25 protein-coding genes are annotated in these 25,168 nt (G+C 59.9%); 16 read left to right on the top strand and 9 right to left on the bottom strand.

The window, feature by feature from the left end:
• The first annotated feature begins 75 nt into the window (after positions 1-75).
• From BLU63_RS04045 to BLU63_RS04030, 4 genes are all read left to right on the top strand, one after another.
• Positions 76-636 carry a hypothetical protein gene (locus BLU63_RS04045; RefSeq protein WP_010462911.1) on the top strand — a complete coding sequence of 187 codons (561 nt, stop codon included), beginning with the start codon at positions 76-78 and terminating at the stop codon, positions 634-636.
• 36 nt (positions 637-672) lie between these two features.
• Entirely contained in the window at positions 673-1,950 is a 1,278-nt protein-coding gene (locus tag BLU63_RS04040; RefSeq protein ID WP_010462909.1) for a flavohemoglobin expression-modulating QEGLA motif protein, read from the top strand.
• Positions 1,951-2,098: 148 nt separating this feature from the next.
• Complete coding sequence (locus tag BLU63_RS04035) at positions 2,099-3,013, top strand: alpha/beta hydrolase (protein WP_083374929.1); 915 nt, start codon at positions 2,099-2,101, stop codon at positions 3,011-3,013.
• On the top strand, positions 3,010-3,339 hold the full coding sequence (locus BLU63_RS04030) for a hypothetical protein (RefSeq protein ID WP_010462905.1): 330 nt from the start codon (positions 3,010-3,012) through the stop codon (positions 3,337-3,339). The genes BLU63_RS04035 and BLU63_RS04030 overlap by 4 nt, the downstream gene beginning before the upstream one ends.
• Positions 3,340-3,534: 195 nt before the next feature.
• Here BLU63_RS04030 and BLU63_RS04025 read toward each other — a convergent pair whose 3' ends face one another.
• The 3 genes from BLU63_RS04025 to BLU63_RS04015 form a co-directional block, all read right to left on the bottom strand.
• Positions 3,535-4,323, bottom strand: a complete 789-nt coding sequence (locus BLU63_RS04025) for an OmpA family protein (protein ID WP_083374928.1) — start codon at positions 4,321-4,323, stop codon at positions 3,535-3,537.
• 55 nt (positions 4,324-4,378) lie between these two features.
• Positions 4,379-4,792, bottom strand: coding sequence for a DUF4398 domain-containing protein (locus tag BLU63_RS04020; protein ID WP_077748311.1), 414 nt, complete (start codon positions 4,790-4,792; stop codon positions 4,379-4,381).
• Positions 4,793-5,168: 376 nt separating this feature from the next.
• The gene (locus BLU63_RS04015; protein ID WP_010462899.1) at positions 5,169-5,513 is read right to left on the bottom strand and encodes a hypothetical protein; all 345 of its coding nucleotides are present in this window, start codon (positions 5,511-5,513) and stop codon (positions 5,169-5,171) included.
• A gap of 214 nt (positions 5,514-5,727) precedes the next feature.
• Here BLU63_RS04015 and ppc point away from each other — a divergent pair, with 214 nt between their 5' ends.
• From ppc to BLU63_RS03980, 7 genes are all read left to right on the top strand, one after another.
• Positions 5,728-8,358, top strand: a complete 2,631-nt coding sequence (gene ppc, locus BLU63_RS04010) for a phosphoenolpyruvate carboxylase (RefSeq protein WP_077748312.1) — start codon at positions 5,728-5,730, stop codon at positions 8,356-8,358.
• A 289-nt stretch (positions 8,359-8,647) separates the two neighbouring features.
• Positions 8,648-9,295, top strand: coding sequence for an adenylate kinase (gene adk / locus BLU63_RS04005; protein ID WP_010462894.1), 648 nt, complete (start codon positions 8,648-8,650; stop codon positions 9,293-9,295).
• Between the two features lie 93 nt (positions 9,296-9,388).
• A complete protein-coding gene (gene tsaB, locus BLU63_RS04000) occupies positions 9,389-10,063 on the top strand; it encodes a tRNA (adenosine(37)-N6)-threonylcarbamoyltransferase complex dimerization subunit type 1 TsaB (protein WP_010462892.1) in 675 nt (224 codons plus the stop codon).
• A 278-nt stretch (positions 10,064-10,341) separates the two neighbouring features.
• On the top strand, positions 10,342-10,647 hold the full coding sequence (locus BLU63_RS03995; protein ID WP_010462890.1) for a hypothetical protein: 306 nt from the start codon (positions 10,342-10,344) through the stop codon (positions 10,645-10,647).
• Positions 10,647-11,507: a DUF72 domain-containing protein gene (locus tag BLU63_RS03990; RefSeq protein WP_083374927.1), complete on the top strand. Its 861-nt coding sequence runs from the start codon at positions 10,647-10,649 to the stop codon at positions 11,505-11,507. Before BLU63_RS03995 ends, BLU63_RS03990 begins: the two co-directional genes overlap by 1 nt.
• Positions 11,508-11,540: 33 nt before the next feature.
• Entirely contained in the window at positions 11,541-12,362 is an 822-nt protein-coding gene (locus BLU63_RS03985) for an isocitrate lyase/PEP mutase family protein (RefSeq protein ID WP_083374926.1), read from the top strand.
• Positions 12,363-12,364: 2 nt separating this feature from the next.
• Positions 12,365-13,060 (top strand): extensin-like domain-containing protein, encoded by a 696-nt coding sequence (locus BLU63_RS03980; RefSeq protein WP_083374925.1) that lies wholly within the window; start codon positions 12,365-12,367, stop codon positions 13,058-13,060.
• A 16-nt stretch (positions 13,061-13,076) separates the two neighbouring features.
• Here the strand turns inward: BLU63_RS03980 and BLU63_RS03975 are convergent, their stop codons facing one another.
• Complete coding sequence (locus tag BLU63_RS03975) at positions 13,077-13,697, bottom strand: energy transducer TonB (protein ID WP_083374924.1); 621 nt, start codon at positions 13,695-13,697, stop codon at positions 13,077-13,079.
• A 93-nt stretch (positions 13,698-13,790) separates the two neighbouring features.
• Here BLU63_RS03975 and BLU63_RS03970 point away from each other — a divergent pair, with 93 nt between their 5' ends.
• A complete protein-coding gene (locus BLU63_RS03970) occupies positions 13,791-14,573 on the top strand; it encodes a class I SAM-dependent methyltransferase (protein WP_010462878.1) in 783 nt (260 codons plus the stop codon).
• Positions 14,574-14,681: 108 nt separating this feature from the next.
• Here the strand turns inward: BLU63_RS03970 and BLU63_RS03965 are convergent, their stop codons facing one another.
• Positions 14,682-15,326, bottom strand: a complete 645-nt coding sequence (locus BLU63_RS03965) for a TetR/AcrR family transcriptional regulator (RefSeq protein ID WP_083374923.1) — start codon at positions 15,324-15,326, stop codon at positions 14,682-14,684.
• 93 nt (positions 15,327-15,419) lie between these two features.
• On the opposite strand from BLU63_RS03965, the gene BLU63_RS03960 reads away from it, so the two are divergent.
• The 3 genes from BLU63_RS03960 to BLU63_RS03950 all read left to right on the top strand — a co-directional run bounded on the left by BLU63_RS03960 (position 15,420) and on the right by BLU63_RS03950 (position 20,528).
• Positions 15,420-16,520: an efflux RND transporter periplasmic adaptor subunit gene (locus BLU63_RS03960; protein WP_083374922.1), complete on the top strand. Its 1,101-nt coding sequence runs from the start codon at positions 15,420-15,422 to the stop codon at positions 16,518-16,520.
• Between the two features lie 6 nt (positions 16,521-16,526).
• Positions 16,527-19,592: an efflux RND transporter permease subunit gene (locus BLU63_RS03955; protein WP_083374921.1), complete on the top strand. Its 3,066-nt coding sequence runs from the start codon at positions 16,527-16,529 to the stop codon at positions 19,590-19,592.
• Between the two features lie 546 nt (positions 19,593-20,138).
• Entirely contained in the window at positions 20,139-20,528 is a 390-nt protein-coding gene (locus tag BLU63_RS03950) for a DUF6124 family protein (RefSeq protein WP_083374920.1), read from the top strand.
• Positions 20,529-20,597: 69 nt separating this feature from the next.
• Here BLU63_RS03950 and BLU63_RS03945 read toward each other — a convergent pair whose 3' ends face one another.
• From BLU63_RS03945 to plsB, 3 genes are read right to left on the bottom strand one after another with little or no spacing between them, the layout of a single operon-like run.
• A complete protein-coding gene (locus BLU63_RS03945) occupies positions 20,598-21,287 on the bottom strand; it encodes a DUF4197 domain-containing protein (protein WP_083374919.1) in 690 nt (229 codons plus the stop codon).
• Between the two features lie 28 nt (positions 21,288-21,315).
• The gene (locus BLU63_RS03940) at positions 21,316-21,714 is read right to left on the bottom strand and encodes a YbaY family lipoprotein (protein ID WP_010462866.1); all 399 of its coding nucleotides are present in this window, start codon (positions 21,712-21,714) and stop codon (positions 21,316-21,318) included.
• 54 nt (positions 21,715-21,768) lie between these two features.
• A complete protein-coding gene (gene plsB, locus BLU63_RS03935) occupies positions 21,769-24,270 on the bottom strand; it encodes a glycerol-3-phosphate 1-O-acyltransferase PlsB (RefSeq protein ID WP_077748320.1) in 2,502 nt (833 codons plus the stop codon).
• A 167-nt stretch (positions 24,271-24,437) separates the two neighbouring features.
• Here plsB and BLU63_RS03930 point away from each other — a divergent pair, with 167 nt between their 5' ends.
• Positions 24,438-24,647: a cold-shock protein gene (locus BLU63_RS03930; RefSeq protein WP_010462862.1), complete on the top strand. Its 210-nt coding sequence runs from the start codon at positions 24,438-24,440 to the stop codon at positions 24,645-24,647.
• A 121-nt stretch (positions 24,648-24,768) separates the two neighbouring features.
• Here the strand turns inward: BLU63_RS03930 and BLU63_RS03925 are convergent, their stop codons facing one another.
• Complete coding sequence (locus BLU63_RS03925; protein WP_010462860.1) at positions 24,769-25,146, bottom strand: hypothetical protein; 378 nt, start codon at positions 25,144-25,146, stop codon at positions 24,769-24,771.
• Positions 25,147-25,168: the final 22 nt, after the last annotated feature.

Raw genomic sequence — 25,168 nt, 5'->3', positions numbered from 1 at the left:
AACGCCTTCGCGGGCAAAACTCGCTCCTGCAAGGTCGGTGACCATTCGGGGCTGTGTGTTCATAGGGAGTGTTGAATGAAAGCCTGGCGTGTCGTTGTGATCGCCTTGTCGTTCCTGCTGCTCAGTGGCTGTCTGGTGACCTTCAGGGACCCACTGCCCGCCAGCGACCCCGCGCCCAAAGGTCTGCTCGGCAAATGGACCAGCACCAATGCCTGGGGCGAGCCGATGAACCTGGAGCTGACCCGTCTGGGCGACAGTCGTTACCAGGCGGTCAGCTACCTCAAGGCCAAACCCAAAGAGCGCGAGGCCTACCCCTTTACGGTGTCGCGCCACGGCAGCCGCTGGTACCTGTCGGCGAAGGTGCCGGCACAGTTCGGCGGGCATTTCATCATCGCCGGGTTTGAACTGACCGATAAGCACGAATTGGTGGTCTACAACCTCGATCTCGAACAGATCAATCAAGCCCTCGGACAAAAAGTCCTGAGCGGTGAAGGTTTCCAGACCGATGATGGCGACGGCGTATTGATCAACAGCAGCATGGATCAGGTCTTTGCCTACCTGGATGACCCGGCCAATTCCGATGTCTTCGTCGAGGCCGTGCGCTATCAGCGCCTGGCCAAAGCCAACGTTAAATAAAGCCAGCACCTAACGGTTTTTCTACAGGAGTTTCGGGTGGACGATTACCAGCAGACGATACGCATTTTGTCCGATCGCATTGTGCTGGCGCAGACGCCGATTCGCGTCCTCGATGCGGTCAAGTGGGACGACAGCATCCGCAAGGGGTTCCTCAAGGCCAAGGGCAAGGAAATGCCCGCTGTAGATCGCGATTATTACCTCAATCGGCCGCTGTCGTTCGATTCCAGCAAAGTGAAGCTGGAGTTCCAGAACATCGAGCGTGACATCACCCGTCAGCTCGGCCAGTTCAACCCGGTCGGCCAAATCATGCGGCGCATGTGCAAGGAATACCGGATGGTGGTGCGCATGCTCGAAGCGCGCGGCACCGAAGATTTCGGCCTGATTTCCCAGGAGTTGTACGGCGCTGCTTCCGACGCGTTCCATGCCGGTGACCCGACCCTGTCCGACCTCGGCCTGATGCTCTCCGATTACCTGAACAACATCGATGGCCGGGGTGACCTGAAGGACGAGCCGAAAATCCTCACCGCCAAGGATGCCGTGCATTTGTTGCAAACCCGGCTGAGCAAAGTGTTTGGCGAGGCCGAAGAGACCATTCGGGTGTTCGAGTCCGACGGCATTGTCGCCGATGCGGCGGCCGGCGCCGACTACATCAAGATTCGCACCGACGCGATGTTCAACGAACGTGACGTGCGCGCCCTGGAAGTTCATGAAGGGCTGGTCCACGTCGGCACCACGCTCAACGGGCTGAACCAGCCGATCTGCACCTTCCTGTCCAAAGGCCCGCCGTCGTCGACGGTGACCCAGGAAGGGCTGGCGATCCTGATGGAAATCATCACCTTCGCGTCCTACCCGAGCCGCCTGCGCAAACTGACCAACCGCACCCGGGCCATTCACATGGTGGAGGAGGGCGCTGACTTCTTGCAGGTCTTCGAATTCTTCCGCGAGCAAGGCTTCGAAATGGCCGAAAGCTACGGCAATGCCAGCCGGGTGTTCCGTGGTTCGATACCGACCGGCCTGCCCTTTACCAAAGACTTGTCCTACCTCAAGGGCTTCATCATGGTTTACAACTACATTCAGTTGGCCGTGCGTAAGGGCAAGCTTGAACAGATTCCACTGCTGTTTTGCGGCAAGACCACGCTGGAAGACATGCGTACCTTGCGTCAGTTGGTGGACGAAGGGCTGGTGGTGCCGCCGAAGTATTTGCCGGATCAGTTCCGCGACCTGAACGCACTGTCGGCGTGGATGTGCTTCTCCAACTTCCTCAACCACCTGAGCCTGGACCGGATAGAAGCGGATTACTCCAACATTCTCTAACGATCACGAAATCCCCTGTGGGAGTGAGCCTGCTCGCGATAGCGGCCGAACATTCAACATTGATGTTGTCTGACACACCGCCTTCGCGAGCAGGCTCACTCCTACAGGGGAATGTGTTTCAACTCCAATTCTTGCGAGGTTTCAACGGATGAGAATCCTCGGCATCCTTTGCCTTCTCCTGACTTTGAGCGGTTGCAGCTCCCTGCTGTTCTACCCCGAACCCGGCCAGCTGTTCACCCCGGAAAAAGCCAAGCTCGACTACCGCGAAGTGAACCTGACCACCGCCGATGGCCTCAGGCTGAACGCCTGGTGGCTGCCGGCGAAAAAAGGTGTCGAGGTCAAGGGCACGGTGCTGCATCTGCACGGCAATGGCGGCAATCTGCCGATGCATCTGGGCGGCAGTTGGTGGTTGCCGGAGGAAGGCTATCAAGTGCTGTTGATCGATTATCGCGGTTACGGGTTGTCCGAAGGCGAACCGAGTCTGCCGGCGATATATCAGGACATCGACGCCGCGTTCAAGTGGCTCGACCAGGCACCGGAAGTCAAAGGCAAGCCGTTGATCCTGCTGGGCCAGAGCCTCGGCGGTTCCATGGCGGTTCACTACCTGGTCCAACATCCCGAACGGCAGAAACAACTCAAGGCTTTCGTCCTCGACGGCGTGCCCGCCAGTTATCGCAGCATCGGCCGGTTCGCCCTGAGCAATTCCTGGCTGACCTGGGCGTTCCAGGTGCCGCTTTCGTGGCTGGTGCCGGACGGTGACAGCGCGATTAACTCCATGGCGCAGCTCAACGACGTACCGAAACTGATCTACCACAGCATCGACGATCCGATCGTGCCCCTTTCCAACGGCATCCGTCTGTATCAAGCTGCGCCGCCGCCACGCGTGCTGCAATTGACCCGCGGTGGTCATGTGCAGACATTTGCCGACCCGGTCTGGCGCAAGGTCATGCTGCGGTATCTCGACGACCCGCAGCATTTCAACGGCCTGCGCCGCTTGGGTGAAATCCCCAACTACCCGGCACCCCCGAATTCAGAAGATGAACCATCAGAGAGTCCGCAATGAGTGAAGAACGTAACGCCATCCCGCTGATCATCACCGGTATCTGCAGCATCCTCGGCACGGTGGGTGCCCTGTGGTTCTACGGCTACCTGCACTTCGCCAAACCGGAAGATGCGCTGCTGCTCAGCGACTTCACCATGATCAAGACCGTGCCGGGAGAGGACTACAAAGTCTCCCTGGAGCCTGCCTCGCAAGTGGCCCAGTGCATCGATGGCGTGCTGGTGATGTTTGACACTGAACAGAAAGGCCTGACGGGCGTCTTGGTCAACAACAAGAAAAAAGCCGTGCGCTGCATGGGCGAAGAAACTCCGCAGAAGCTGGAGCAGTAACCCGGTCCTGCATTCACTGAAGATCCTTTGTAGGCGTGAGCCTGCTCGCGATAGCGGTTTAGCATTCAACACTTCTGTTGTCGGACACACCGCTATCGCGAGCAGGCTCACTCCTACAAGGGTGTGTGAACTGCGGACGTAAAAAGCCCCGCCTGATCGACTCAGGCGGGGCTTTTGTGTTTCAGCGGGTGAAGCTTAGTTCGAGCTGATCGCCGAACGCGGCATCACGGGCTGGTTGTCGTTGGAAATGGTCACTTCCACACGACGGTTCATCGCACGACCCGAGGTGCTGGTGTTTTCCGCAACCGGGTATTCCTTGCCATAACCCTGCGCAACGACGCGCGCTGGATCAACGCCCATCTTCACCAGCGCCATGCGCACGGAATTGGCACGACGCTCGGACAGCGACTGGTTATGCGAAGCCGTACCGGTGCTGTCGGTGTAGCCTTCGACGATCACTTTGCGATCAGGGTTTTCCTGAAGGAACTGCGCCAGTTTGTTGATGTTCACCAGACCGCTGGATTTCAGGTCAGCTTTGTCGGTGGCGAACAGCACGTCACCGAAAGTCACCAGCGTACCGCGATCGGTCTGCTTGGCGTTGAGGCTGTCCTGCAGCTGCTTGATCTGCTGATCGCGAGCGTCGAGACGCGCCTGGGCACGTTGCGCCGAAGCATTTTTCAGGTTGGCTTCAGCGGTGCGCAGGGCGATGGTTTGCTTCGCCACTTCAACACGCTGGTTGGTCAGATAAGCCAGTTGGTCGACCTCGTTCGGGTCTTTCTTGTCCATATAGGCCTTGTCGGCCTTGTCCAGGTAATCGCTGGCGTCTTTGGTTTCCAGTGCCGCCACTTTGCTGGCTTGCGGGTTGGCTTGCAGGCCGCTGTAGTTGGTGCGGGCCTGTTCCAGGTTCGCGTTAGGCGGTGTGGAGCAGGCAGCCAGTGCAACGCTTGCGGCCAAGAGAGCGGGGATCATCAATTGTGTACGCATAATAATTCGTCCTTTCTATCGATAAGAGCTTCAAGTCTGGTGTCGGGATGCGCGCTTACTGCACGGTGCGCTGGCTTTCCTGACGCAGTTCCTGAACCCCTTTCTGAGAGTCCTTCACAGCTTGTTCGGCTTTCATCGCCTGAGCTTTGCGTTCGGCTACGCGAGCGTCCCACTCAGCCTGCTCTGCCAGCACTTTGGCCTCGGCATACTTTTTGTCGTGCATGGCGATTTCGGCTTGCTTGAGCTTGTCCTGCGCGGACTTCATTTCCACGGCGGCGAACTCGGTGCCGCCGGCGCTGACGGCGCCATTCACAGCCGATTGGGTCACGGCGAATTGCTCGGTCGGCGGATTGCCAGCACAACCGGCCAGTACGAAGCTGCTGCCGATTGCCAGGGCAGCCAGTTTCAGACTACGCACGTGGGTGAACGAGGATTTGGCAGTTCGGGTCTTCATGGTCTTCAACTCCATTGGTGTAACTCCTGAAAAACTTAAAATCCATGCTGGGCAAGGAGCCGTAACCGTCAATTTCCGGGGGTGTTTTGAAACGGCCGTCCCAGGCGTGGTTAATGGCTGTGACCCGAGGGGTTTTTCAAAAGTTCAGAGAAGATGGCCTATCGCCCGAAAATACTTTGACCGAACGGACAAGGCTCTAAATCGGGAACTTTGGCGATGTGCAGCGGTATGCCCGACCTTTTCAAGGCTCGGGAACACGCAATTATCGAAGGGATACGCAGGCTAAATGTAGGAGCGAGCCTGCTCGCTAGCGGTGTATCAGCCAACAGAAATGTTGAATGTTCAACCGCATTCGCGAGCAGGCTCGCTCCCACAGGGTTCGGCGGGGGGATCAGTGTTTCTGCTTGTCATCGCTCGATGACAAATCGTGCAAGTGACGACGGGACAACGCGAGAAAACGCGGGGTCGGGCCGATGTCTTCGTACAGCGGATCACCTTCTTCATCGGTGGCGACCACGGTCGATCCCTTCACGTATGGAAAGCTCTTTTCGAGCTCTTCCAGCGCGGCGCCGATCAGTTCGCCAAGCAGTTCTTCGGGTTGGCGTTTGGGATACATCTCGGTAATCGCCGCCAGCCGTGCGGCCGCTTCCATGTCCAGATGAATCCTGTAACCGGTGTCGGTCAGGCGACCCTTGGCGTTTTCTTCCCAATGCTGGGCAAGTTCGCGGATTTTCATAAAAACCTCATTTCGCTCCTGCTCGTGGCAGGCGTGTGAGTGTCCGCCAGTGGCCGGCGGCAAGCCGTTGTACGGCTTACTCTTCAGACTAGCTCGAACCCATAAGGTTTACCGCCCCTTCGTCGTCTGCTTGTAAGAAGCGCTTTAGAGCGGCACTCTCTGTTAACAGAGCATGGCATTCATAGACACCCGGATTTTCGCTGGAGAACTGCTGATGACCGATATTGATGCACGCTTGCGCGAGGACGTTCACCTGTTGGGTGAGCTGTTGGGCAACACCATTCGTGAACAGTACGGGGACGGCTTTCTCGACAAGATCGAGCAGATCCGCAAGGGCGCCAAAGCCGACCGTCGCGGTTCGATGGACGCCGAGCTGAGCGCCAGCCTCAACCAATTGAGCGAAGACGAGTTGTTGCCGGTGGCGCGGGCGTTCAACCAGTTTCTCAACCTGGCCAATATCGCCGAGCAGTATCAGTTGATTCACCGCCGGGAAGAGTCGCAACCGGCGCCGTTTGAAGCACGGGTGTTGCCGGAACTGCTCGCGCGCCTGCGTGCCGAGGGACATAGCGCCGAATCCCTGGCCCGGCAACTGGGACGGCTGGAAATCGAGCTGGTCCTCACCGCGCACCCGACCGAAGTGGCGCGCCGCACGCTGATCCAGAAGTACGACGCCATCGCAGCGCAACTGGCCGCACAGGATCATCGCGACCTGACGACAGCCGAACGCGAGCAGATCCAGGCGAAGTTGCAGCGCCTGATCGCCGAAGCCTGGCACACCGAAGAAATCCGCCGCACCCGCCCGACGCCAGTCGACGAAGCCAAATGGGGTTTCGCGGTGATCGAGCATTCGTTGTGGCAGGCGATCCCCAACTACATGCGCAAGGCCGATAAAGCCCTGCACGCCGCCACCGGCCTGCATCTGCCGCTCGAAAGCGCGCCGATTCGCTTTGCCTCGTGGATGGGCGGCGACCGTGACGGCAACCCGAACGTGACGGCCGCCGTGACCCGGGAGGTGTTGCTGCTGGCGCGCTGGATGGCTGCGGATTTGTACGTGCGCGACATCGATCACCTCGCCGCTGAACTGTCGATGCAACAGGCCAGCGATGCACTGAAAGCCAAGGCAGGGGACAGCGCCGAACCTTATCGCGCGGTGCTTAAGCAGTTGCGTGAACGTCTGCGGGCCACGCGTAATTGGGCGCATGCCTCTTTGACGGCCACCACCCCGGCACCGGCCGATGTGCTGCAAAACAACCGCGACCTGCTGGATCCGCTGGAGTTGTGTTACCACTCCTTGCACGAGTGCGGCATGGGCGTGATCGCTGACGGTCCATTGCTCGATTGCCTGCGTCGGGCGGTGACCTTCGGGCTGTTCCTGGTGCGGCTCGATGTGCGCCAGGATTCGTCCCGTCACACGGCGGCGATGACTGAAATTACCGACTACCTCGGCCTCGGTCGCTACGAAGACTGGAGCGAGGAAGAGCGCATCGCCTTCCTGGTGCGTGAGCAGAACAATCGGCGGCCGTTGCTGCCAGCGTACTTCAAGCCGTCGGCCGACACCGCCGAAGTGCTGGCGACGTGCCGGGAAATTGCTGCCGCCCCGGGGGCCTCGCTCGGCTCTTATGTGATCTCCATGGCCGGTGCCGCTTCCGACGTGCTCGCCGTGCAACTGTTGCTCAAAGAGTCCGGCGTATTGCGGCCGATGCGTGTGGTGCCGTTGTTCGAAACCCTCGCCGACCTCGACAACGCCGGCCCTGTGATTGAAAAGCTGTTGCTGCTGCCGGGCTATCGCTCGCGCCTGCAAGGGCCGCAGGAAGTGATGATCGGCTATTCCGACTCGGCCAAGGACGCAGGCACCACCGCCGCGGCCTGGGCGCAGTATCGGGCGCAGGAGCGTTTGGTCGACATCTGCCGCGAGCAGCAAGTCGAGCTGCTGTTGTTCCACGGTCGCGGCGGCACCGTGGGGCGCGGTGGTGGTCCGGCGCACGCGGCGATTCTGTCGCAGCCGCCCGGTTCAGTGGCGGGGCGTTTCCGCACCACCGAGCAGGGGGAAATGATTCGTTTCAAATTCGGCCTGCCGGACATCGCAGAGCAGAACCTCAATCTGTACTTGGCGGCGGTGCTGGAAGCGACACTGTTGCCACCGCCGCCACCGGAACCGGCGTGGCGCCATTTGATGGACGAATTGGCCGCCGACGGCGTCAAGGCTTACCGCGCCGTGGTGCGGGAAAATCCGCAGTTCGTCGAGTACTTCCGCCAATCCACCCCGGAGCAGGAGTTGGGTCGCTTGCCGTTGGGCAGCCGCCCGGCCAAGCGCCGCGCCGGCGGGATTGAAAGCCTGCGCGCCATTCCATGGATCTTCGGCTGGACCCAGACGCGCCTGATGTTGCCGGCCTGGCTCGGCTGGGAAGCGGCGCTGAGCAAGGCGCTGGAACGCGGTGAAGGTGAGCTGCTGGGGCAGATGCGCGAACAGTGGCCGTTTTTCCGTACACGCATCGACATGCTGGAAATGGTCCTGGCCAAAGCCGATGCCGACATCGCCCGATCCTACGATGAGCGTCTGGTCGAGCCGGATTTGCTCCCTTTGGGTGCGCATTTGCGCGACCTATTGTCGCAGGCGTGCGCTGTGGTCCTCGGGTTGACCGGTCAGTCTCAGCTACTGGCACATAGCCCAGACACCCTCGAATTCATCCGCTTGCGCAACACCTATCTCGACCCGCTTCATCTATTGCAGGCCGAACTGTTGGCGCGTTCGCGGCAACAGGAAGTGGCGCAGGGCAGCCCGGTAGAACAGGCGCTGCTGGTGTCTGTGGCGGGGATTGCTGCCGGTTTGCGAAATACCGGCTAAGGTTTTCGTCGTGGGGGGAAGGCACCCGGCGCGAGCTTCGGGTGCCGGTGGACGAGGGGCTGAAAAGGTCTGACAAGCGACAGTTAATGACGGGGTTGCGACTAGGAGTACCCCGTCCCAAGGTCACGCAAGGCGCGGGTTTCTCCGACTTTCGGCGGCTTGTGTGGTCCGGGCCTGCTGTGTATCTTGATCAGCCTTTGGCCGTTTGGGCGGTCACGACCCTGTTTTTGAGATTGGCCCCACGAGGCGAATCCGTTGTTATCTATATAAAAAATTGAGGAGCACATCGATGCGCGTCATTCTGCTGGGAGCTCCCGGGGCCGGTAAAGGTACTCAGGCTAAGTTCATCACCGAAAAGTTCGGCATCCCGCAAATCTCCACCGGCGACATGCTGCGTGCCGCAGTCAAGGCTGGCACCGAGCTGGGCCTGATCGCCAAGAGCGTCATGGACAGCGGTGGCCTTGTGTCCGATGACCTGATCATCAATCTGGTCAAGGAACGCATCAGCCAGGCCGATTGCGCCAACGGTTTCCTGTTTGACGGTTTCCCGCGCACCATTCCCCAGGCTGAAGCCCTGGTGAAAGCCGGCGTCGAGCTGGATCACGTGGTCGAGATCGACGTCAAGGACGAGGACATCGTCCAGCGTATCGCCGGTCGTCGCGTGCATGAGGCTTCAGGTCGCGTGTACCACATCGTCTACAACCCGCCGAAAATTGCCGGTAAGGACGACATCACTGGCGAAGAGCTGGTACAGCGCAAAGACGATACCGAAGAAACCGTGCGTCATCGTCTCTCCGTCTACCACGCTCAGACCGAGCCTTTGGTGAAGTTTTACCAGGAGCTGTCCACCGCTCAAGGCAAACCGAAGTACAGCCACATCGAAGGTGTTGGCTCGGTTGAAGCGATTACCGGCAAGGTGCTTGAAGCGCTGAACTGAAAAGTCTGAATCGCTTCATCTTCTACGGCCCGCTTGCGGGCCGTAGTTGTTTATACTGGCGCACTTTTTCTGACCTCTCTTACGGAAACATCGATGAGCACCTTGCTGGCCCTGGACACCGCGACTGAAGCTTGCTCCGTTGCCTTGCTGCATGACGGCAAGGTCACGAGCCATTACGAGGTGATCCCGCGCCTGCATGCGCAAAAGCTGTTGCCGATGATCCAGCAGTTGCTCGCCGACGCCGGGACCACCCTGCAAGCGGTTGATGCCATTGCCTTCGGTCGTGGGCCGGGCGCATTCACCGGCGTGCGGATCGCCATTGGTGTGGTGCAGGGCCTGGCGTTTGCGCTGGATCGCCCGGTGCTGCCGGTCTCCAACCTGGCGGTACTGGCACAACGGGCTTATCGCGAACACGGCGTCAGCCAGGTCGCAGCCGCCATCGATGCGCGCATGGATGAGGTGTATTGGGGGTGCTACCGCGAAACGGCGGGGGAGATGCGCCTGGTCGGCAATGAAGCGGTGTTGGCGCCGGAAGTGGCCGCATTGCCGGCTGATGCCAGCGGTGAATGGTTCGGCGCCGGCACGGGGTGGGGGTATGCCGAGCGCATCGCTGTCAATCTGAGTGGGCAGGATGCAGGCATGCTGCCGCACGCCGAAGACCTGCTGACGCTGGCGCGGTTTGCCTGGGCGCGTGGAGAGGCAATCGTGGCGGACGAGGCTCAGCCGGTTTATCTGCGCGACAAAGTGGCGACGCCGAAAGCGCGTTAATCCCAATGCTGTTGTGGCGAGGGAGCTTGCTCCCGTTGGGTTGCGAAGCGACCCCAGGATTCCATCAGCAACACCGAGTAGGCAGGTTTTGCGACGGCTGCGCAGCCGAACGGGAGCAAGCTCCCTCGCCACAATGGACATTCCAACTGCAGCCAATCGTCGATTTATCCCCCGGCTTTTAAACCTTTTCGTATTTCTGTGTTCTAGTTATCACTCGGTGGTTTGCGAAGTGGGTTATGTGCCACTAAACTGCCATTACTGATACCGGACATGTACTTATGCGTATAGACGGCCTTTCCTCCCAGTCCTACCCCCTCAAGCGCAAGCCTCGCAAAGGCCCTGTGGCGGATGACGACTACGTCGATATCGACGGCGAGCTGGAAATCCCATCCGAAGAGCAAATGGCCGCCCGTGCCGCCAAGGCTTCCGCGCAACGCCTGAGCAATCTCCCGGCCCGTCAGCAAGACATGATCTACCACCGCGCCATGAGCAAAAGCGTCGCCACGGCACTCGCCAGCTACTTGAGCACCGCCGGTTTTGTCGATTGGGATACCGATGTAATGGGCCTCGACCTGTACATCTGATGCGGCTGCCTTATTACCTCGGCTGCCCGTCCTGGAGTGAAAACGCCTGGCGCGATTATCTTTATCCGCCAGATGCCAAGCCCGCTGACTTCCTGAATCTCTATTCCCAAGTATTCAACGCCGTAGAAGGCAATACGACCTTCTACGCGAGCCCGGCTGCCAGCACCGTGCAGCGCTGGGCCGAAATCATGCCCGAACACTTTCGCTTCACCGCCAAGTTTCCCGGCGACATCAGCCACGGCGGTGACCTGCGCGAGCAACTGACCGCCGCCGACACCTTCCTGCAATTGCTCAGCCCGCTCGGTGAACGGGTTTCGCCCCTGTGGCTGCAACTGTCGAAAAGCTTCACGCCACACCGATTGCCCGAACTGGCCGGCTTCATCGATGCACTTGAGCGACCGCTGGCCGTTGAAGTGCGGCATGACGAGTTCTTTGCCAAAGGCGATAGCGAACGCAAGCTCAATCGTCTGCTGCTGGATCGGGGCGTAGAACGCATCTGCCTTGATCCGCGAGCCCTGTTCAGTTGCACGTCGACCGATCCTTCGGTCCTCCACGCCCAATCGAAAAAGCCCAGGGTGCCGCCACGTCCGGCAGCGTTTACCCAGTTTCCGCAGGTTCGTTTCATCGGCCATCCGCAGCTTGAGGCGAACGATCCGTTTCTGGAGCCATGGGTCGAGAAAATCGCTTTGTGGATCGAAGAGGGCCGCACGCCCTACATCTTCCTGCACACTGCCGATAACTTGCTGGCGGCCAAACTGGCGCAACGTTTTCACGCAAAACTGATGCTGCGTTTGCCTGGCTTGCCGCCGTTGCCTGAGCTATACAGAGAACCCGCCGCCGAGCAACTTGGCTTGCTCTGAGGCGGATTTGTTCCCCTTTTCAGGAGCCTGCCAATGGATGCGCAAACCCTTCGAGCCCAGGTGTTCAAAGCACTGCACGAACGCGAGGGCGCTTTTGTCATTCCCAATCCGTGGGACGCCGGCTCGGCGAAGATGCTCGCCAGCCTGGGTTTCGAGGCGCTGGCGACCACCAGTGCAGGTTATGCCTTTTCCAACGCACGCCCTGATGGAGGGTTGACGCTCGACGATACGCTGGCGAACGTGCGGGCGATTGTCGCGGCCACCGATCTGCCGGTGGCAGTGGATCTGGAAAACGGTTTCGCGGACGACCCGGCTGAGTGCGCACAAAGCATTTTGGCGGCCGCGGCGGCCGGTGCGGTCGGGGGCTCGATCGAAGATGCCACCGGTCGTGAAGACGCGCCGATCTACTGTTTCGAACATGCCGTGGCGCGCATTGAAGCCGCCGTCGCAGCGGCTCGCAGCCTTCCTTTCCCTTTTATGCTGACCGCCCGTGCCGAGAATTTTCTGCACGGCAATCCTGACCTGGCCGATACCATTCGCCGTTTGCAGGCGTTCGCCGAAGCGGGCGCGGACGTGTTGTACGCGCCGGGGCTGCGCAGCGCTGAAGACGTGTTGGCGGTGGTCCGCGCCGTGGCGCCGAAACCGGTCAGCGTGTTGATGTCCGGGGGGCTCAAATTGACGGTGGAGCAATTGAGCGAGATGGGCGTCAAACGCATCAGCGTCGGCTCGGCCCTGGCCTTGGCGGCCTACGGCGAGTTTTTCCGCGCGGCCGAAGAGATCAAGACGTCGGGCACCTTTGGGTTCACGTCACGGTCGATGCCATATGCCAAGGCCAATCAATTGTTCAAAGGCTGACGATGCGGTTTCGGTGGTGGCTGTTGTTGATGCTGTTAATGATCGGTGCGGCGGGCGTGAGCGTCTGGCGCGGCTGGATCTCGCTGCCACCCCAGTGGAACCCTTGGGCGCCGCTGGACGTGAAGGCCGCCCCGAACTTTCTGACACGCTACAAACTGATGCGCCTGCGCGATGATCCGCAATTGTGTGATCAGGCCTTGAGCAGCTCCGGTTTACGCGCTGCGCATCAGGCCGACAGCCCCGGCGCGACGTGCCCATTGATCAACACCTTGCGTGTCCAGGGCGGCGATGTGGGGTTGAGCAGCAGCTTTCTCGCCAGTTGCCGTTTGGCGGTGTCGTTTGCCCTGTTCGAGCACCACGCCCTGCAACCCGCCGCGCAAGCGGTGTATGGGCAGCCTGTCAGCCGGGTCGATCATCTTGGCAGCTTCGCCTGTCGCAACGTCTATGGCCGCGAAAACGGCAGGCGAAGCCAGCACGCCAGCGCCGATGCGCTGGACATCGCCGGTTTCCGCCTGGCGGATGGTCGCTCCATCAGCGTGCTCAGGGATTGGCCCAAGGATAATCAGGACGCCCAGTTTCTGCGCCAGGTTCGCGATGGCGCCTGTGGCGTGTTCAGTGTGGTGTTGAGCCCGGACTACAACGCCGCCCATCGAAATCACTTTCATGTCGATGTCGGGCCGTGGTGGGTGTGTCGCTGAGGGCTTTTGTTGAAGGTCAGGCGGCGATGCGCAGATTTTGCAGGACGATCGGGCGAGCCCAGCCGGTATCGAAATCGAAGTGTTTTTGTTGCTCGACCAATTCTTCGGGGGAGAACGGCGGGAACGGTTTGTCCAGCAGGTCGAGTTCGAATTCGGCGATCGGCAAGTGCAGAGGACGCGGTTGTGGTGCCGGGCCGGCTTCTGGCGCAGGCTGGCCGGTGGTGAGCACGATCGGCCGCACCCAGCCACTTTCAAAGTCTTGTTGCTTCTGCTGGGCGACGATTTCTTCAGCCGGGAACGGCGGGAAAGGCTTGTCGGCCAGGTCCATTTCGAACTCGGCAATCGGCAAGAACAGCGGCTCGGGTGGTTTGACTTCGGTTTCTTTCACATCGCATTCGCGTTGGCTGACGATGTGCGCCAGCAGTTCGCTGCCGACGGTCGGCTCCACCGGGCTTTCGAGATCAACCGGAGGAAACGTGCCACACGCCGGCACCACATCCGTCGACTGTTCGGCCAGGGCCTGGGCAAAAAAATCCTGCCACAGGTGACTGACGCCGCTCAGTGCCTGGGAATTTCGCAGGCCATAATCGCCATGACGCGATATGTAGCCTACGGATGTGGATTGAATGCCTGACATTTTTCTCGGTCGACGCTCAGCTCTGGCAAAATGCTCGTTAGTTTTGTTATCGGCCGTTTTTGCCGATCATTAATTTTTTGAGCGTGTTTCCCCATGATTGAGCAACCTGCGGCCTGCCGCATCCATGTCGAGGCCTCAGCCCCGGCGTTTCAGCCACAAGCCGAGCAGTGGGCCGAACGCCTGGGCTTGCCTTTGCACGTGGATGACGGCGAGTTTGCCTTGCAGGTGGGCGAACAAGGTTTGCAGCTGCAACAACTGGGGCCGGACGCACCGGGGCCGGTGCGGGTGGACTTCGTCGAGGGCGGCGCGGCGCATCGGCGGTTGTTCGGCGGTGGCACTGGGCAAATGATCGCCAAGGCAGTGGGCATCGCCCAGGGCGTGCGTCCGCGTGTGCTGGATGCCACGGCGGGGCTGGGCAAGGATGCGTTCGTGCTGGCGAGCCTTGGCTGCGAGATGAGCCTGATCGAGCGTCAGCCGCTGATTGGCGCGTTACTTGAGGATGGACTGGCCCGTGGCGCGGAGGATTTCGACGTGGCGCCAATCGTGGCGCGGATGAAGTTGCTCAAGGGCAACTCAATCGAGGTCATGCGCAACTGGGAAGGCGAGCCGCCGCAAGTGATCTACCTCGACCCGATGTTTCCGCACCGTGAGAAAACGGCGTTGGTGAAGAAGGAAATGCGTCTGTTCCGGCCGTTGGTCGGCGATGATCCCGATGCGCCGGCACTGCTCGAGGCCGCATTGGCACTGGCCAGCCATCGGGTGGTGGTCAAGCGTCCGCGCAAGGCACCGTGTATTGCCGGACCCAAGCCCAGTCATGCGCTGGACGGCAAATCCAGTCGGTATGACATTTATCCGAAGAAAGCGCTCAAGCCGTAAGACCGCGTTGCACCATTCGCGGGCAAGCCTCGCTCTTACAGGGTCTGCGTTAAACCTGTCGGAGCGAGGCTTGCCCGCGAAGGCGCCAGACCAGACAACCAAGCCTTATCAGGCTGTCTCTGGTCGATAAGCCCGCATAAACAACCCCACCACTTCCCGTACATGTTCCTCGGCCGCATCGCCCGTCACCGGCTCTCCGCAGCCATACAGCAAGCGGAAATTGCCCGCGCCCTTGAGCAGGCAGAAGAAATGCTCGGCCGCATTGCGCGGTTTATCGATGCTCAACGCGCCGCTCTGATCAACCTTGGTCAGCAACCGTTCCATGCCATGCAACATGCGTTGCGGCCCGGCCTCGAAGAAGATCAGTGAGAGTTTCGGGTCCTGGCTGCCCAAGGCCATTATCAGCCGATGCAGGTTCACCGATTCATCGCTGTTGATCAGCTGGTGAAAGCCGCGTGCGATGTTCAGCAGCACCGTTTCTACCGAAATGCCGTCCGGCAACTCGAAAAACAGTGTGGGCAACTGCTCTTCGCACTTGGCCATCACGGCGGCGGAGAACAGCGTCTCCTTGTCGTTGAAATGGCTGTAGACCGTCAGCTTCGACACGCCGGCTTCAGCCGCCACGGCATCCATGCTGGTGCTGGCGTAACCATTACTCAGAAACAAAATTTTCGCCGCATCGAGGATGGCCTGGCGCTTGGCCAGATCCTTGGGGCGGCCCGGGCCGTTGGGTGCTGAAAGATTGTTCGACATTCTTCGCTTTAATACTGGACTGGTGAGTTTGCTATTAATAACATACTCGCCAGTATAATTATTCCAAGCACCATTAGCGAAAGGTCCTTCACCATGTTCCGCTATGCCTTGCCCCTCGCGTTGCCAGTGTGTCTGGCGTTTCTATTGTCTGCGTGTGGCCACGAAGAGGCGCCGAAAACCACTGTCCGCCCGGCCATGGTGGTGCAGCCAGAGCCTTCGGCCCAGGCAATGGAAAGCTATCCGGGTGAAGTGCGGGCTCGTTATGAGCCGGACCTGGCGTTTCGCATCGGCGGCAAGGTAAGTCGACGACTGGTAGAAGAAGGGCAGCGGGTCAAGGCCGATCAGCCTTTGGCCGAACTCGATCCCCAGGACGTGCGCCTGCAACTGGAAGCCACCCGTGCCCAAGTGGCCGCCGCCGAGGCCAATCTGAGCCTGGTGCGCGCCGAGCGTGATCGCTACAAGACGCTGATGGACCGTCAGATGGTCAGCCGTTCGCAGTACGACAACGCCGAAAACCTTTACCGATCCGGTGAAGCACGCCTCAAGCAAATCAAAGCCGAGTTCAACGTCTCGACCAACCAGGCCAGCTACGCGGTGCTGCGAGCGCCCCAGGATGGCGTGGTGGCCAAGCGTGCGGTGGAAGTCGGGCAAGTGGTGGCGGCCGGGCAAACCGTGTTCACCCTCGCCACCGATGGCGAGCGTGAAGTGTTGATCAGCTTGCCGGAGCAGAGCTTCGGCCGCTTCAAGGTTGGTCAGCCCGTCTCGGTAGAACTCTGGACCCAGCCCGATCAGCGTTTTGCCGGGCGCATCCGTGAGCTGTCGCCGGCTGCCGATCCAAAGTCCCGCACCTTCGCTGCCCGGATTTCATTCACCGGCGGCAAGGTCCCGGCCGAACTCGGCCAGAGCGCCCGGGTGTTCGTCCAGACAACTGACGTGATACCGCTGTCCGTACCGCTATCGGCACTGACGGCGGAAAACGGCGCGACCTATGTCTGGGTCGTCAGTGCCAACAATACCTTGAAGAAAACCCCGGTCCGGGTCGGTGCCTTCGGCGAAAAAACCGTCCCGGTGCTCGAAGGCCTGAATGCCAGCGACTGGGTGGTGGCCGCTGGCGTCCATGTTTTGCTTGAAGGGCAGCAAGTGCGCCCGGTGGATCGCTCCAACCGCGTGGTCAATCTGGCGGACAAGGAGTAATCCCCGATGGGTTTCAATCTTTCCGAATGGGCGCTGCGCAATCGCCAGATCGTACTGTTCCTGATGCTCTTGCTGGCCGTCGTCGGCGCGCTTTCCTACACCAAGCTCGGCCAGAGCGAAGACCCGCCGTTCACCTTCAAGGCCATGGTGATCCGCACCAACTGGCCGGGCGCCACGGCGCAGGAAGTCTCGCGCCAAGTCACCGAGCGCATTGAAAAGAAACTGATGGAAACCGGGGAATACGAACGCATCGTGTCGTTCTCCCGCCCGGGCGAATCCCAGGTGACGTTCATTGCTCGTGACTCCCTGCATTCGGTGCAAATACCGGACCTTTGGTATCAGGTTCGCAAAAAGGTCAGTGACATTCGGCATACGTTGCCGCCGGGCATCCAGGGGCCGTTTTTCAACGATGAATTCGGCACCACCTTCGGCAATATCTATGCGCTGACCGGCGAGGGATTTGATTACGCGGTGCTCAAGGATTACGCCGACCGCATTCAGATCCAGCTGCAACGGGTGAAGGATGTGGGCAAGGTCGATCTGCTCGGGCTGCAAGACGAGAAGATCTGGATCGAACTCTCCAACGTCAAGCTTGCCACGCTCGGTCTGCCATTGGCCGCCGTGCAGCAAGCCCTTGAAGAGCAGAACGCGGTGTCCACGGCCGGGTTCTTTGAAACCACCAGCGAGCGATTGCAGCTACGGGTCTCGGGGAATTTTCAGACAGTCGATGAGATCAAGAACTTCCCGATCCGCGTCGGTGATCGCACTTTCCGTATTTCCGATGTGGCGGACGTGCGTCGCGGCTTCAACGATCCACCGGCGCCGCGAATGCGCTTCATGGCGGAAAACGCCATCGGTCTGGCCGTCGCGATGAAGGACGGCGGCGACATTCTGGTGTTGGGCAAGGCGCTGGAGATCGAGTTTGACCGCATCCAGAAAAACCTTCCGGCCGGCATGCAGCTGCGCAAGGTTTCCGATCAGCCCGCAGCGGTGAAAACTGGTGTCGGCGAGTTCGTTCAGGTGTTGGTGGAAGCCCTGGCGATTGTGTTGCTGGTGAGCTTTTTCTCCCTAGGTGTGCGCACCGGCATGGTGGTGGCGCTGGCGATTCCGCTGGTGTTGGCGATGACCTTCGCCTGCATGTATTACCTTGGCATCGGCCTGCACAAGATTTCCCTCGGCGCGTTGGTGCTGGCCTTGGGCTTGTTGGTCGACGACGCAATCATCGCCGTGGAAATGATGGCGATCAAAATGGAGCAGGGCTTCGACCGTATCAAGGCCGCCAGTTACGCCTGGACCAGCACCGCGTTCCCGATGCTTACCGGCACCCTGATTACCGCCGCCGGATTCTTGCCCATAGCCACGGCGCAATCGGGCACTGGGGAATACACGCGCTCAATCTTCCAGGTGGTGACCATCGCGTTGCTGGCTTCGTGGATTGTGGCGGTGGTGTTTGTGCCGTACCTGGGGGAAAAACTCCTGCCGGACCTGGCGAAGATTCATGCCGCCAAACATGGCACGGGTCAGCCCGACCCTTATGGCACGCCGTTCTATCAACGGGTCAGGCGCTTGGTGGAGTGGTGCGTGCGCTGGCGTAAAACTGTCATCGTGCTGACCGTGGTGTTGTTCATCGGCTCGATCGTGCTGTTCCGCTTTGTGCCGCAACAATTCTTCCCGGCCTCGGGTCGACTTGAATTGATGGTCGATCTGAAACTCGCCGAAGGCGCGTCCCTGAGCAACACCGCCGACGAAGTCAAACGCCTTGAAGCCTTGCTGAAGGATCACGCCGGTATCGACAACTACGTGGCCTACGTCGGCACCGGTTCGCCGCGTTTCTATCTGCCGCTGGATCAGCAACTGCCGGCGGCCAGCTTTGCTCAGTTTGTCGTCCTGGCCAAGACCATCGAGGAGCGTGAAACCCTGCGCACCTGGCTGATCGAAACCCTCAACGAACAATTCCCCGCCTTGCGCTCTCGGGTCACACGCCTTGAAAACGGTCCGCCGGTTGGCTATCCGGTGCAGTTCCGGGTGACCGGTGAGCACATCGAGGAAGTCCGCGCATTGGCCCGCAAAGTGGCGGCCAAGGTTCGCGAGAACCCGCACGTGGCGAACGTCCATCTGGACTGGGAAGAACCGAGCAAAGTCGTCTACCTGAACGTCGATCAGGACCGCGCCCGGGCCTTGGGCGTGAGCACGGCGAACCTGTCGAAGTTCCTGCAAAGCTCCCTGACGGGGGCCAGTGTCAGCCAGTACCGCGAAGACAACGAGTTGATCGAGATCCTGCTGCGCGGCACCCTGCATGAGCGCACCGAACTGTCGTTGCTGCCGAGCCTGGCGGTGCCGACCGACAACGGCCGCAGCGTCGCGCTGTCGCAAGTCGCGACGCTGGAATATGGCTTTGAGGAAGGCATCATCTGGCACCGTAATCGCCTGCCGAACGTGACGATTCGCGCCGACATCTACGGCAAGGAACAGCCGGCGACGCTGGTGCAGCAGATCTTGCCGACCCTCGACCCGATCCGCGCCGAATTGCCGGACGGTTACTTGCTGGACGTCGGCGGCACGGTGGAAGACTCGGCCCGTGGCCAGAACTCGGTGAAGGCCGGCGTGCCGCTGTTCATTGTGGTGGTGCTGACCTTGCTGATGCTGCAACTGCGCAGTTTCTCGCGCACGGTGATGGTGTTCCTGACTGCACCGCTGGGTCTAATTGGCGTGACGCTGTTCCTGATGGTGTTTCGTCAGCCGTTCGGTTTTGTCGCGATGCTCGGGACCATCGCACTGTCCGGGATGATCATGCGTAACTCGGTCATTCTCGTGGACCAGATCGAGCAGGACATCGCCGCCGGGCTCAAACCGTGGCAAGCAATCATCGAAGCCACGGTGCGACGCTTCCGACCAATTGTGCTGACCGCGCTCGCGGCGGTACTGGCGATGATTCCGCTGTCTCGCAGCGTATTCTTTGGGCCAATGGCGGTAGCGATCATGGGCGGGTTGATCGTGGCGACTGCGCTGACATTGCTGTTTTTGCCGGCGTTGTATGCGGCGTGGTTCAGGATCAAGAAAGAGTCGGTGTAATCTCGGCGGCCTTCGGGCCGCCCGCTCTCTTGCTGACGTTCACCGCTCTAAATTGTGGGAGCGAGCCTGCTCGCGATGGCGTCGTGTCAGGCAATACATTTCGCAAATGGACGACCGCTTTCGCGAGCAGGCTCGCTCCCACAGTTAATCTTCTGAATACAAATACCGTGTACGACACAAAACCCTGTGGGAGCGGGCTTGCCCGCGATGGCGATCTGGCAGGCGACTATGTTTAAAGATCTGCCAAAACATCAGAACCTTCCCACGAAATTTTCAGGTTGTCTGTCAGAAGCGCGATCTCTAGGCTTTTGGGTGTCGCTGCAAAAAGCAGCGACCGGGTTTCGCAGCCCGGTTAAACTTCAGACGCACAGCGTCCACCATCCGAAAGCGGGCGTTTTTTTATGCCTGTGTTATGGCGGCTGTGCGCGGGAGATCTTCGGGTCTGCCGGGTTCCTGAAGTCCCGGTCTGCGAACCTGCGTACAGCTGCCACCTTATGTTCGTTTCGCAGCGAACGGTGACAGCTCCACTACTTCAGGAGTTACACGATGATTAAAGACAGCCCAAATCCTCCAGACACGGAAGCAGAACTGGAAAAAGAAACCGACCCGGTTTCCCCTTACGCCTTTCTCGATTCCAAAAAACTCCACGACGCGGCAATTCGCGCTCTTGATCACTATTTGGCGCCACCACCCGAAAAAAAGGCTAAAGCTGACCGTCGTCCCAGCTCGGTTTTCGTCGTCGCCCCCAACGTTGATTCCGAAACCCTTTTGGCTCACGCCTGCGAAACCCTCGCTTCGGCAAATGTGATGGCCAGTGAGTTAGCCTTCGGTCTGAACGGACCGACATGCAATCTTATGTTGGCGGTTCAACAGATGATTTCGCTGGCGGAGTTATCGGTAAATCGCGTTCTGGATCAGGTTGATCCGCACCAGTAGCGCAAACGGAAAAAGCCCACTGACCTGTAAAGACCAGTGGGCTTTTTTGCGAGTTTCAATTGCCTGGAATTAAAGCGTACCAAAGACTTTCTTCGCCAGACTCGTCGCCGCCGCCGCAGGGTTCTTGCGAATGGCTTCTTCCTGTTTGCCGATCATCTCGAACAAGCCGTTCAGTGCCTGCTCGGTCACGTAGCTTTCGATGTTGGCGTTCTTGGTATCCAGCACGCCCATGGTCGCTGCCTGGCCTGCGAAGGTGTTGTATTGCTTGGCCAGGCCGACCTGATCGGTGGCTTGTTTCACGATCGGCAGGAACTTGACCCGAATCTGTTCGCGGCTGGTTTTGCTCAGGTACTGGGTGGCCGAGTCGTTGCCGCCGCTGAGAATCCCTTTGGCGTCATCGACGCTCATCTTCTTCACGGCATCCACCAGTATTGGCTGAGCCTGGGTCACGGCGGTTTCGGCCGCTTTGTTCATGCTGGTTTCCAGCTCAGTGACCTGATCGCCCATGCCGAACTGTTTCATTTTGCTGGCGACTTTGCCCAGTTTGCCCGGCAGTTCGATTTTCACGTCCGGGTTGTTGCTGAAGCCGCCCGGCGTGCCGAGTTGTTTGACGGCCAGTTGCGCGCTTTGGGTCAGGGCATCCTTGAGGCCACCGGTGGCGTCTTTTTGCGACAGGTCATTGAGCGACAGCGCCAGTGCGCTGGCGGAGATCATCAAGCCTGCACACAGGCCGGCAAAGCGAAGGGTAGGGCGGAGCATGGCGGCTTCCTTGTTCAAAAAAGAGACATTAGCGAATGGCGTCGACGCGGATTTTCAGTGGCTGCGGATCGCTGCCATCCAGCTGTACGGCGTGGTGTTCGGTGGTGATGAACATCAGTTTGCCGCCGACTTCGATGCGCGCGCTGACGGAGTAGCGATGGCCGGGTTTGACCTGGGCCGGATCGTAACTCAGATGAAACGGCAGCGGCACCTGGCCTTTGACCGGGCCTTTCTGTTCGTCGAGGACCACGGCAGGTGCATCGGCCAGGGACACGTCCTGCAAGCTGACGCTTAAGGTGGCACTCGGTGGCAGGGCAATGCGTTGCAGGTAGAAGACTTCGCCATCGAGGGCGGTTTTAGCGGCGGGTTGCATCGTCTGACAGGCGCCCAATAAAGTGGTCATTGCCAACAAAGAGAGTTTTTTCATCGCCGATCTCCGGTCAATGTGGGCGCGAGCAAGCTCGCTCCCACAGGGATTACATTAAGCCTCGGGCTGAGGGGCGACCTGATCCGCCGCATCTTCGCTGCGATGCAACGCCACCTGACGGATCGACAAACGGATCTCCGCCGGCAACACCCGTTTCGCCGCGCCTTCGGCCAGTTCGCCCAGCAGTTCGTGATAACTCAGCTTGCCGGCTTCGTCGCGTTTGAGCACGTCAAGATCCAGCATGGTTTGAATGAAGTGGCGGAACAGGCTCTTGTCGAAGAACTCCGGGGCATTCAGCCCGTGCAGGATCGACAGGCGCTGGGCCATGACGGTGCACAGGTCTTCCAGTTCTTCGGCGCTGATGCTGTTCTGGCCGCTGTTGAGCAGCAGGGACACGGTCATGTAGAAGCGTTGTAGTGTCTGGGCGATGCTCTTCGACAACAACGTCAGCAACACGAAATGCCGCGAACTCGGCGCCGGGCGCAGGTAGACATCATTCTCGAAACGCAGCAGACCTTGCTCGACGAACGCTTCGAGCCATTGATCGATCACGCCATCCAGCTCGTCCAGCGACCAGCGAATGAACAGCTCCGATTGCAGGTACGGATACAACGCCCGGGTGTAGCGCAGGATCTGTTCGCGGCTCATGCGCGAGGCGCTCTGGAAGAAACTCGCGAGCAAGGCGGGCAGGGCGAAGATGTGCAGCACGTTATTGCGGTAGTAGGTCATGAGGACGGCGTTCTGCTCGTCCAGATACAAAATCTTGCCCAGGGCATCGCTTTGCTCGGACAACAGGTCCATGTCCTTCACATGCTCGATCAACGCCCGGCCGTCACCGTCCGGCAGCGTGGTGTGCGGCGAATACGGGACCTTGCGCAACAGCGCCAGATACAAATCAAGCACCCGCGCCATGGCGCGATCATCCAGCGCCAGGCGGGTGGTGGACAGCAACGCCAGGGCCACCAGGTTGACCGGGTTGATCGCCGCCGCCTCGTTCAGATGCTGTGCGACTTTTTCGCCGAGACGGTTGGTGGTTTCGTTGAGCCAGGCCGGTTTGAACTGCGGGCCGAGTTCCTGTTTACGCCAGTCGGGCTGTTCGCTGTCGAGGAATTCCGCGAGTTTGATCGGTTCGCCGAAGTTCACCGCCACCTGGCCGAAACGCTGCTTGAGCGCACCGATGACTTTGAAGATGTCGAAGATCGATTCTTTCTTCTTGCTCGCACCACGCAGTTCGCCGAGGTAGGTTCGGCCTTCCAGCACACGCTCGTAGCCGATGTAGACCGGAATGAACACGATGGGCATGCGCGATGAACGCAGGAAGCTGCGCAGGGTAATTGCCAGCATCCCGGTTTTCGGTTGCAGCATGCGCCCGGTGCGCGAGCGGCCGCCCTCGACGAAGTACTCGACCGGGAAACCTTTGGTGAACAGAGTGTGCAGGTATTCGTTGAATACCGAGGTGTACAGCGGGTTGCCCTTGAAGGTGCGGCGCATGAAGAACGCGCCGCCACGGCGCAGCAGGCTGCCGATCACCGGCATGTTGAGGTTGATCCCGGCGGCGATGTGCGGCGGGGTCAGGCCATTGCGGAACAGTAAATAGGACAGCAACAGGTAGTCGATGTGGCTGCGGTGGCACGGCACGTAAATCACTTCGTGGCCTTGGGCAACTTTCTGCACGCCTTCGATGTGGTTGACCTTGATGCCGTCGTAGATCTTGTTCCAGAACCAGCTCAGCACTACTTCCAGGAAGCGGATCGCGGTGTAGGTGTAGTCCGAAGCGATCTCGTTGCCATAGCGCAGGGCCTGGGCCTTGGCTTTCTCCGGGGAGATGTTCTCGCGCTCGGCTTCGTCGAGGATCGCTTGCTTGACCAGCGGTTGATTGAGCAGGCCTTTGACCAGGTTGCGACGGTGGGAAATGTCTGGGCCGATCACCGCGGCTTTCAGGTTGCGGAAGTGCACCCGCAGGATCCGCTGGGCCATGCGCACCGTGCGCTCGTGGCCTTTGTTGTGGTCGATCAGCTCTCGCAAGTGAATCGGTGCCGAGAACTGCACGCGGGTCTTGCGCCCCAGCACGATGACGCTCAGCAACCGACGCAGGCGACCGGTAACGGCCCAACTGTCGGCGAAGAGCAATTTCCACGGGCTCGATTCGCTGTCGGGTGACTGCCCCCAGAACACGCTGACCGGAATGATCTGCGCGTCTTCGGCGGCGTTCTGGCTCAGGGCACTGACCAAGCGGGTCAGGGTGGGCGGCGCACCACGTTTGTCCTGTCGGCCGAGCCAGTCGGGCTCCGGTGTCAGGTAGAAAAATGCGGCGGGTTCCACCAGATTACCCACCGACACAGGCAGCACCGGACGGGGCAGGCCGGCTTTGCTGCATTCGGTGTCGACCACGGCCAGGTCGGTCAGCGAAGGGTTTTGCAGGACGTAGAACACCGGACGACTGCGGTCGAGGTTGAGGGTGAACGACGACTGGTTGATCGTCTCCGAGCGAACCCAGAGATAGAGCAGTCGGCGCAGGGTGCCAAAAACAAGACGGCGGAACGGGGAACGGGTCATACGGCTTCTGCGTGAGTGAGTAAAACCAAGCAATTGCTCGGGCGGCCGATAGTGTGCCGTATTCGTCGAAAATCGGCAAAAAAGCGGGTAAGTAAAGTTGAGTTGAGAGTTTTGGCGCCTGTCATATACTCGGCGCCTCAACAATAAAAAGAAGGGGGTATCGATTCATGGCTACGCGCGAAACCGGCAATGTGAAGTGGTTCAACGACGCCAAGGGCTACGGCTTCATTCAGCGCGAGGACGGGGTGGACGTGTTCGTGCACTACCGCGCGATCCGCGGTGAAGGGCATCGCTCGCTGGCTGAAGGTCAGCAGGTGGAATACGCCGTGGTGACCGGCGAGAAAGGCTTGCAGGCAGAGGATGTGGTGGGTTTGTAACCCCACTCCTCAGATCACACAAAAAACCTGTGGGAGCGAGGCTTGCCCGCGAAGGCGTCATCACTGGCGCTAAAAGCTTCGCGGGCAAGCCTCGCTCCTACAGGTTTTGTGGGAACGTGGATTACGCGGTTTTCCAGATGATTTCTTCTTCACCGTCAGCGCTGATGCGCATCCAGCGATCGGCCGTTTCTTCACCTTCTTCCTCAACCCAGCTGCCCGGTGCGCAACGCACTTCGACATTCAGTGCGGCAAACGCGGCGCGGGCGCAGGCGATGTCGTCTTCCCACGGGGTCTGGTCGCTGTCCAGGAACAGGCTGTTCCATTTGCCCACGGCTTTGGGCAGCCAGGTGACCGACACGTTGCCGGCCTTGCACTTGTAGGTCTGGCCCTTCTTGACCCATTCACTGCACTGACCCAACGCTTCGCTAAGCCAGTCTGCAACGGCCTTGTAGTCGACGTCAGCGTCTTTCAGGTAAATCTCGATATCGGGTTGGCGCATGGATGTCCTCACTGCGGTCTTG

Origin of the sequence: Pseudomonas mandelii (assembly GCF_900106065.1) — a bacterium.
GTDB lineage: Bacteria > Pseudomonadota > Gammaproteobacteria > Pseudomonadales > Pseudomonadaceae > Aquipseudomonas > Aquipseudomonas mandelii.
Note: the sequence above shows the minus strand (reverse complement) of the source record. Positions and strands in the feature narration are given on the sequence as shown.

Bases quoted from the DNA above. Each gene is read 5' to 3' on its own strand.
- BLU63_RS03985 (WP_083374926.1), top strand. From the start codon at position 11,541: ATGGATGCGCAAACCCTTCGAGCCCAGGTGTTCAAAGCACTGCACGAA.
- adk (WP_010462894.1), top strand. From the start codon at position 8,648: ATGCGCGTCATTCTGCTGGGAGCTCCCGGGGCCGGTAAAGGTACTCAG.
- BLU63_RS03960 (WP_083374922.1), top strand. From the start codon at position 15,420: ATGTTCCGCTATGCCTTGCCCCTCGCGTTGCCAGTGTGTCTGGCGTTT.
- BLU63_RS04045 (WP_010462911.1), top strand. From the start codon at position 76: ATGAAAGCCTGGCGTGTCGTTGTGATCGCCTTGTCGTTCCTGCTGCTC.
- BLU63_RS03965 (WP_083374923.1), bottom strand. From the start codon at position 15,326: ATGTCGAACAATCTTTCAGCACCCAACGGCCCGGGCCGCCCCAAGGAT.
- BLU63_RS04015 (WP_010462899.1), bottom strand. From the start codon at position 5,513: ATGAAAATCCGCGAACTTGCCCAGCATTGGGAAGAAAACGCCAAGGGT.
- tsaB (WP_010462892.1), top strand. From the start codon at position 9,389: ATGAGCACCTTGCTGGCCCTGGACACCGCGACTGAAGCTTGCTCCGTT.
- BLU63_RS04025 (WP_083374928.1), bottom strand. From the start codon at position 4,323: ATGCGTACACAATTGATGATCCCCGCTCTCTTGGCCGCAAGCGTTGCA.
- BLU63_RS03950 (WP_083374920.1), top strand. From the start codon at position 20,139: ATGATTAAAGACAGCCCAAATCCTCCAGACACGGAAGCAGAACTGGAA.
- plsB (WP_077748320.1), bottom strand. From the start codon at position 24,270: ATGACCCGTTCCCCGTTCCGCCGTCTTGTTTTTGGCACCCTGCGCCGA.
- BLU63_RS03980 (WP_083374925.1), top strand. From the start codon at position 12,365: ATGCGGTTTCGGTGGTGGCTGTTGTTGATGCTGTTAATGATCGGTGCG.
- BLU63_RS04020 (WP_077748311.1), bottom strand. From the start codon at position 4,792: ATGGAGTTGAAGACCATGAAGACCCGAACTGCCAAATCCTCGTTCACC.
- BLU63_RS03945 (WP_083374919.1), bottom strand. From the start codon at position 21,287: ATGCTCCGCCCTACCCTTCGCTTTGCCGGCCTGTGTGCAGGCTTGATG.
- BLU63_RS04035 (WP_083374929.1), top strand. From the start codon at position 2,099: ATGAGAATCCTCGGCATCCTTTGCCTTCTCCTGACTTTGAGCGGTTGC.
- BLU63_RS03940 (WP_010462866.1), bottom strand. From the start codon at position 21,714: ATGAAAAAACTCTCTTTGTTGGCAATGACCACTTTATTGGGCGCCTGT.
- ppc (WP_077748312.1), top strand. From the start codon at position 5,728: ATGACCGATATTGATGCACGCTTGCGCGAGGACGTTCACCTGTTGGGT.
- BLU63_RS03930 (WP_010462862.1), top strand. From the start codon at position 24,438: ATGGCTACGCGCGAAACCGGCAATGTGAAGTGGTTCAACGACGCCAAG.
- BLU63_RS04030 (WP_010462905.1), top strand. From the start codon at position 3,010: ATGAGTGAAGAACGTAACGCCATCCCGCTGATCATCACCGGTATCTGC.
- BLU63_RS03975 (WP_083374924.1), bottom strand. From the start codon at position 13,697: ATGTCAGGCATTCAATCCACATCCGTAGGCTACATATCGCGTCATGGC.
- BLU63_RS03970 (WP_010462878.1), top strand. From the start codon at position 13,791: ATGATTGAGCAACCTGCGGCCTGCCGCATCCATGTCGAGGCCTCAGCC.
- BLU63_RS03955 (WP_083374921.1), top strand. From the start codon at position 16,527: ATGGGTTTCAATCTTTCCGAATGGGCGCTGCGCAATCGCCAGATCGTA.
- BLU63_RS03995 (WP_010462890.1), top strand. From the start codon at position 10,342: ATGCGTATAGACGGCCTTTCCTCCCAGTCCTACCCCCTCAAGCGCAAG.
- BLU63_RS03925 (WP_010462860.1), bottom strand. From the start codon at position 25,146: ATGCGCCAACCCGATATCGAGATTTACCTGAAAGACGCTGACGTCGAC.
- BLU63_RS03990 (WP_083374927.1), top strand. From the start codon at position 10,647: ATGCGGCTGCCTTATTACCTCGGCTGCCCGTCCTGGAGTGAAAACGCC.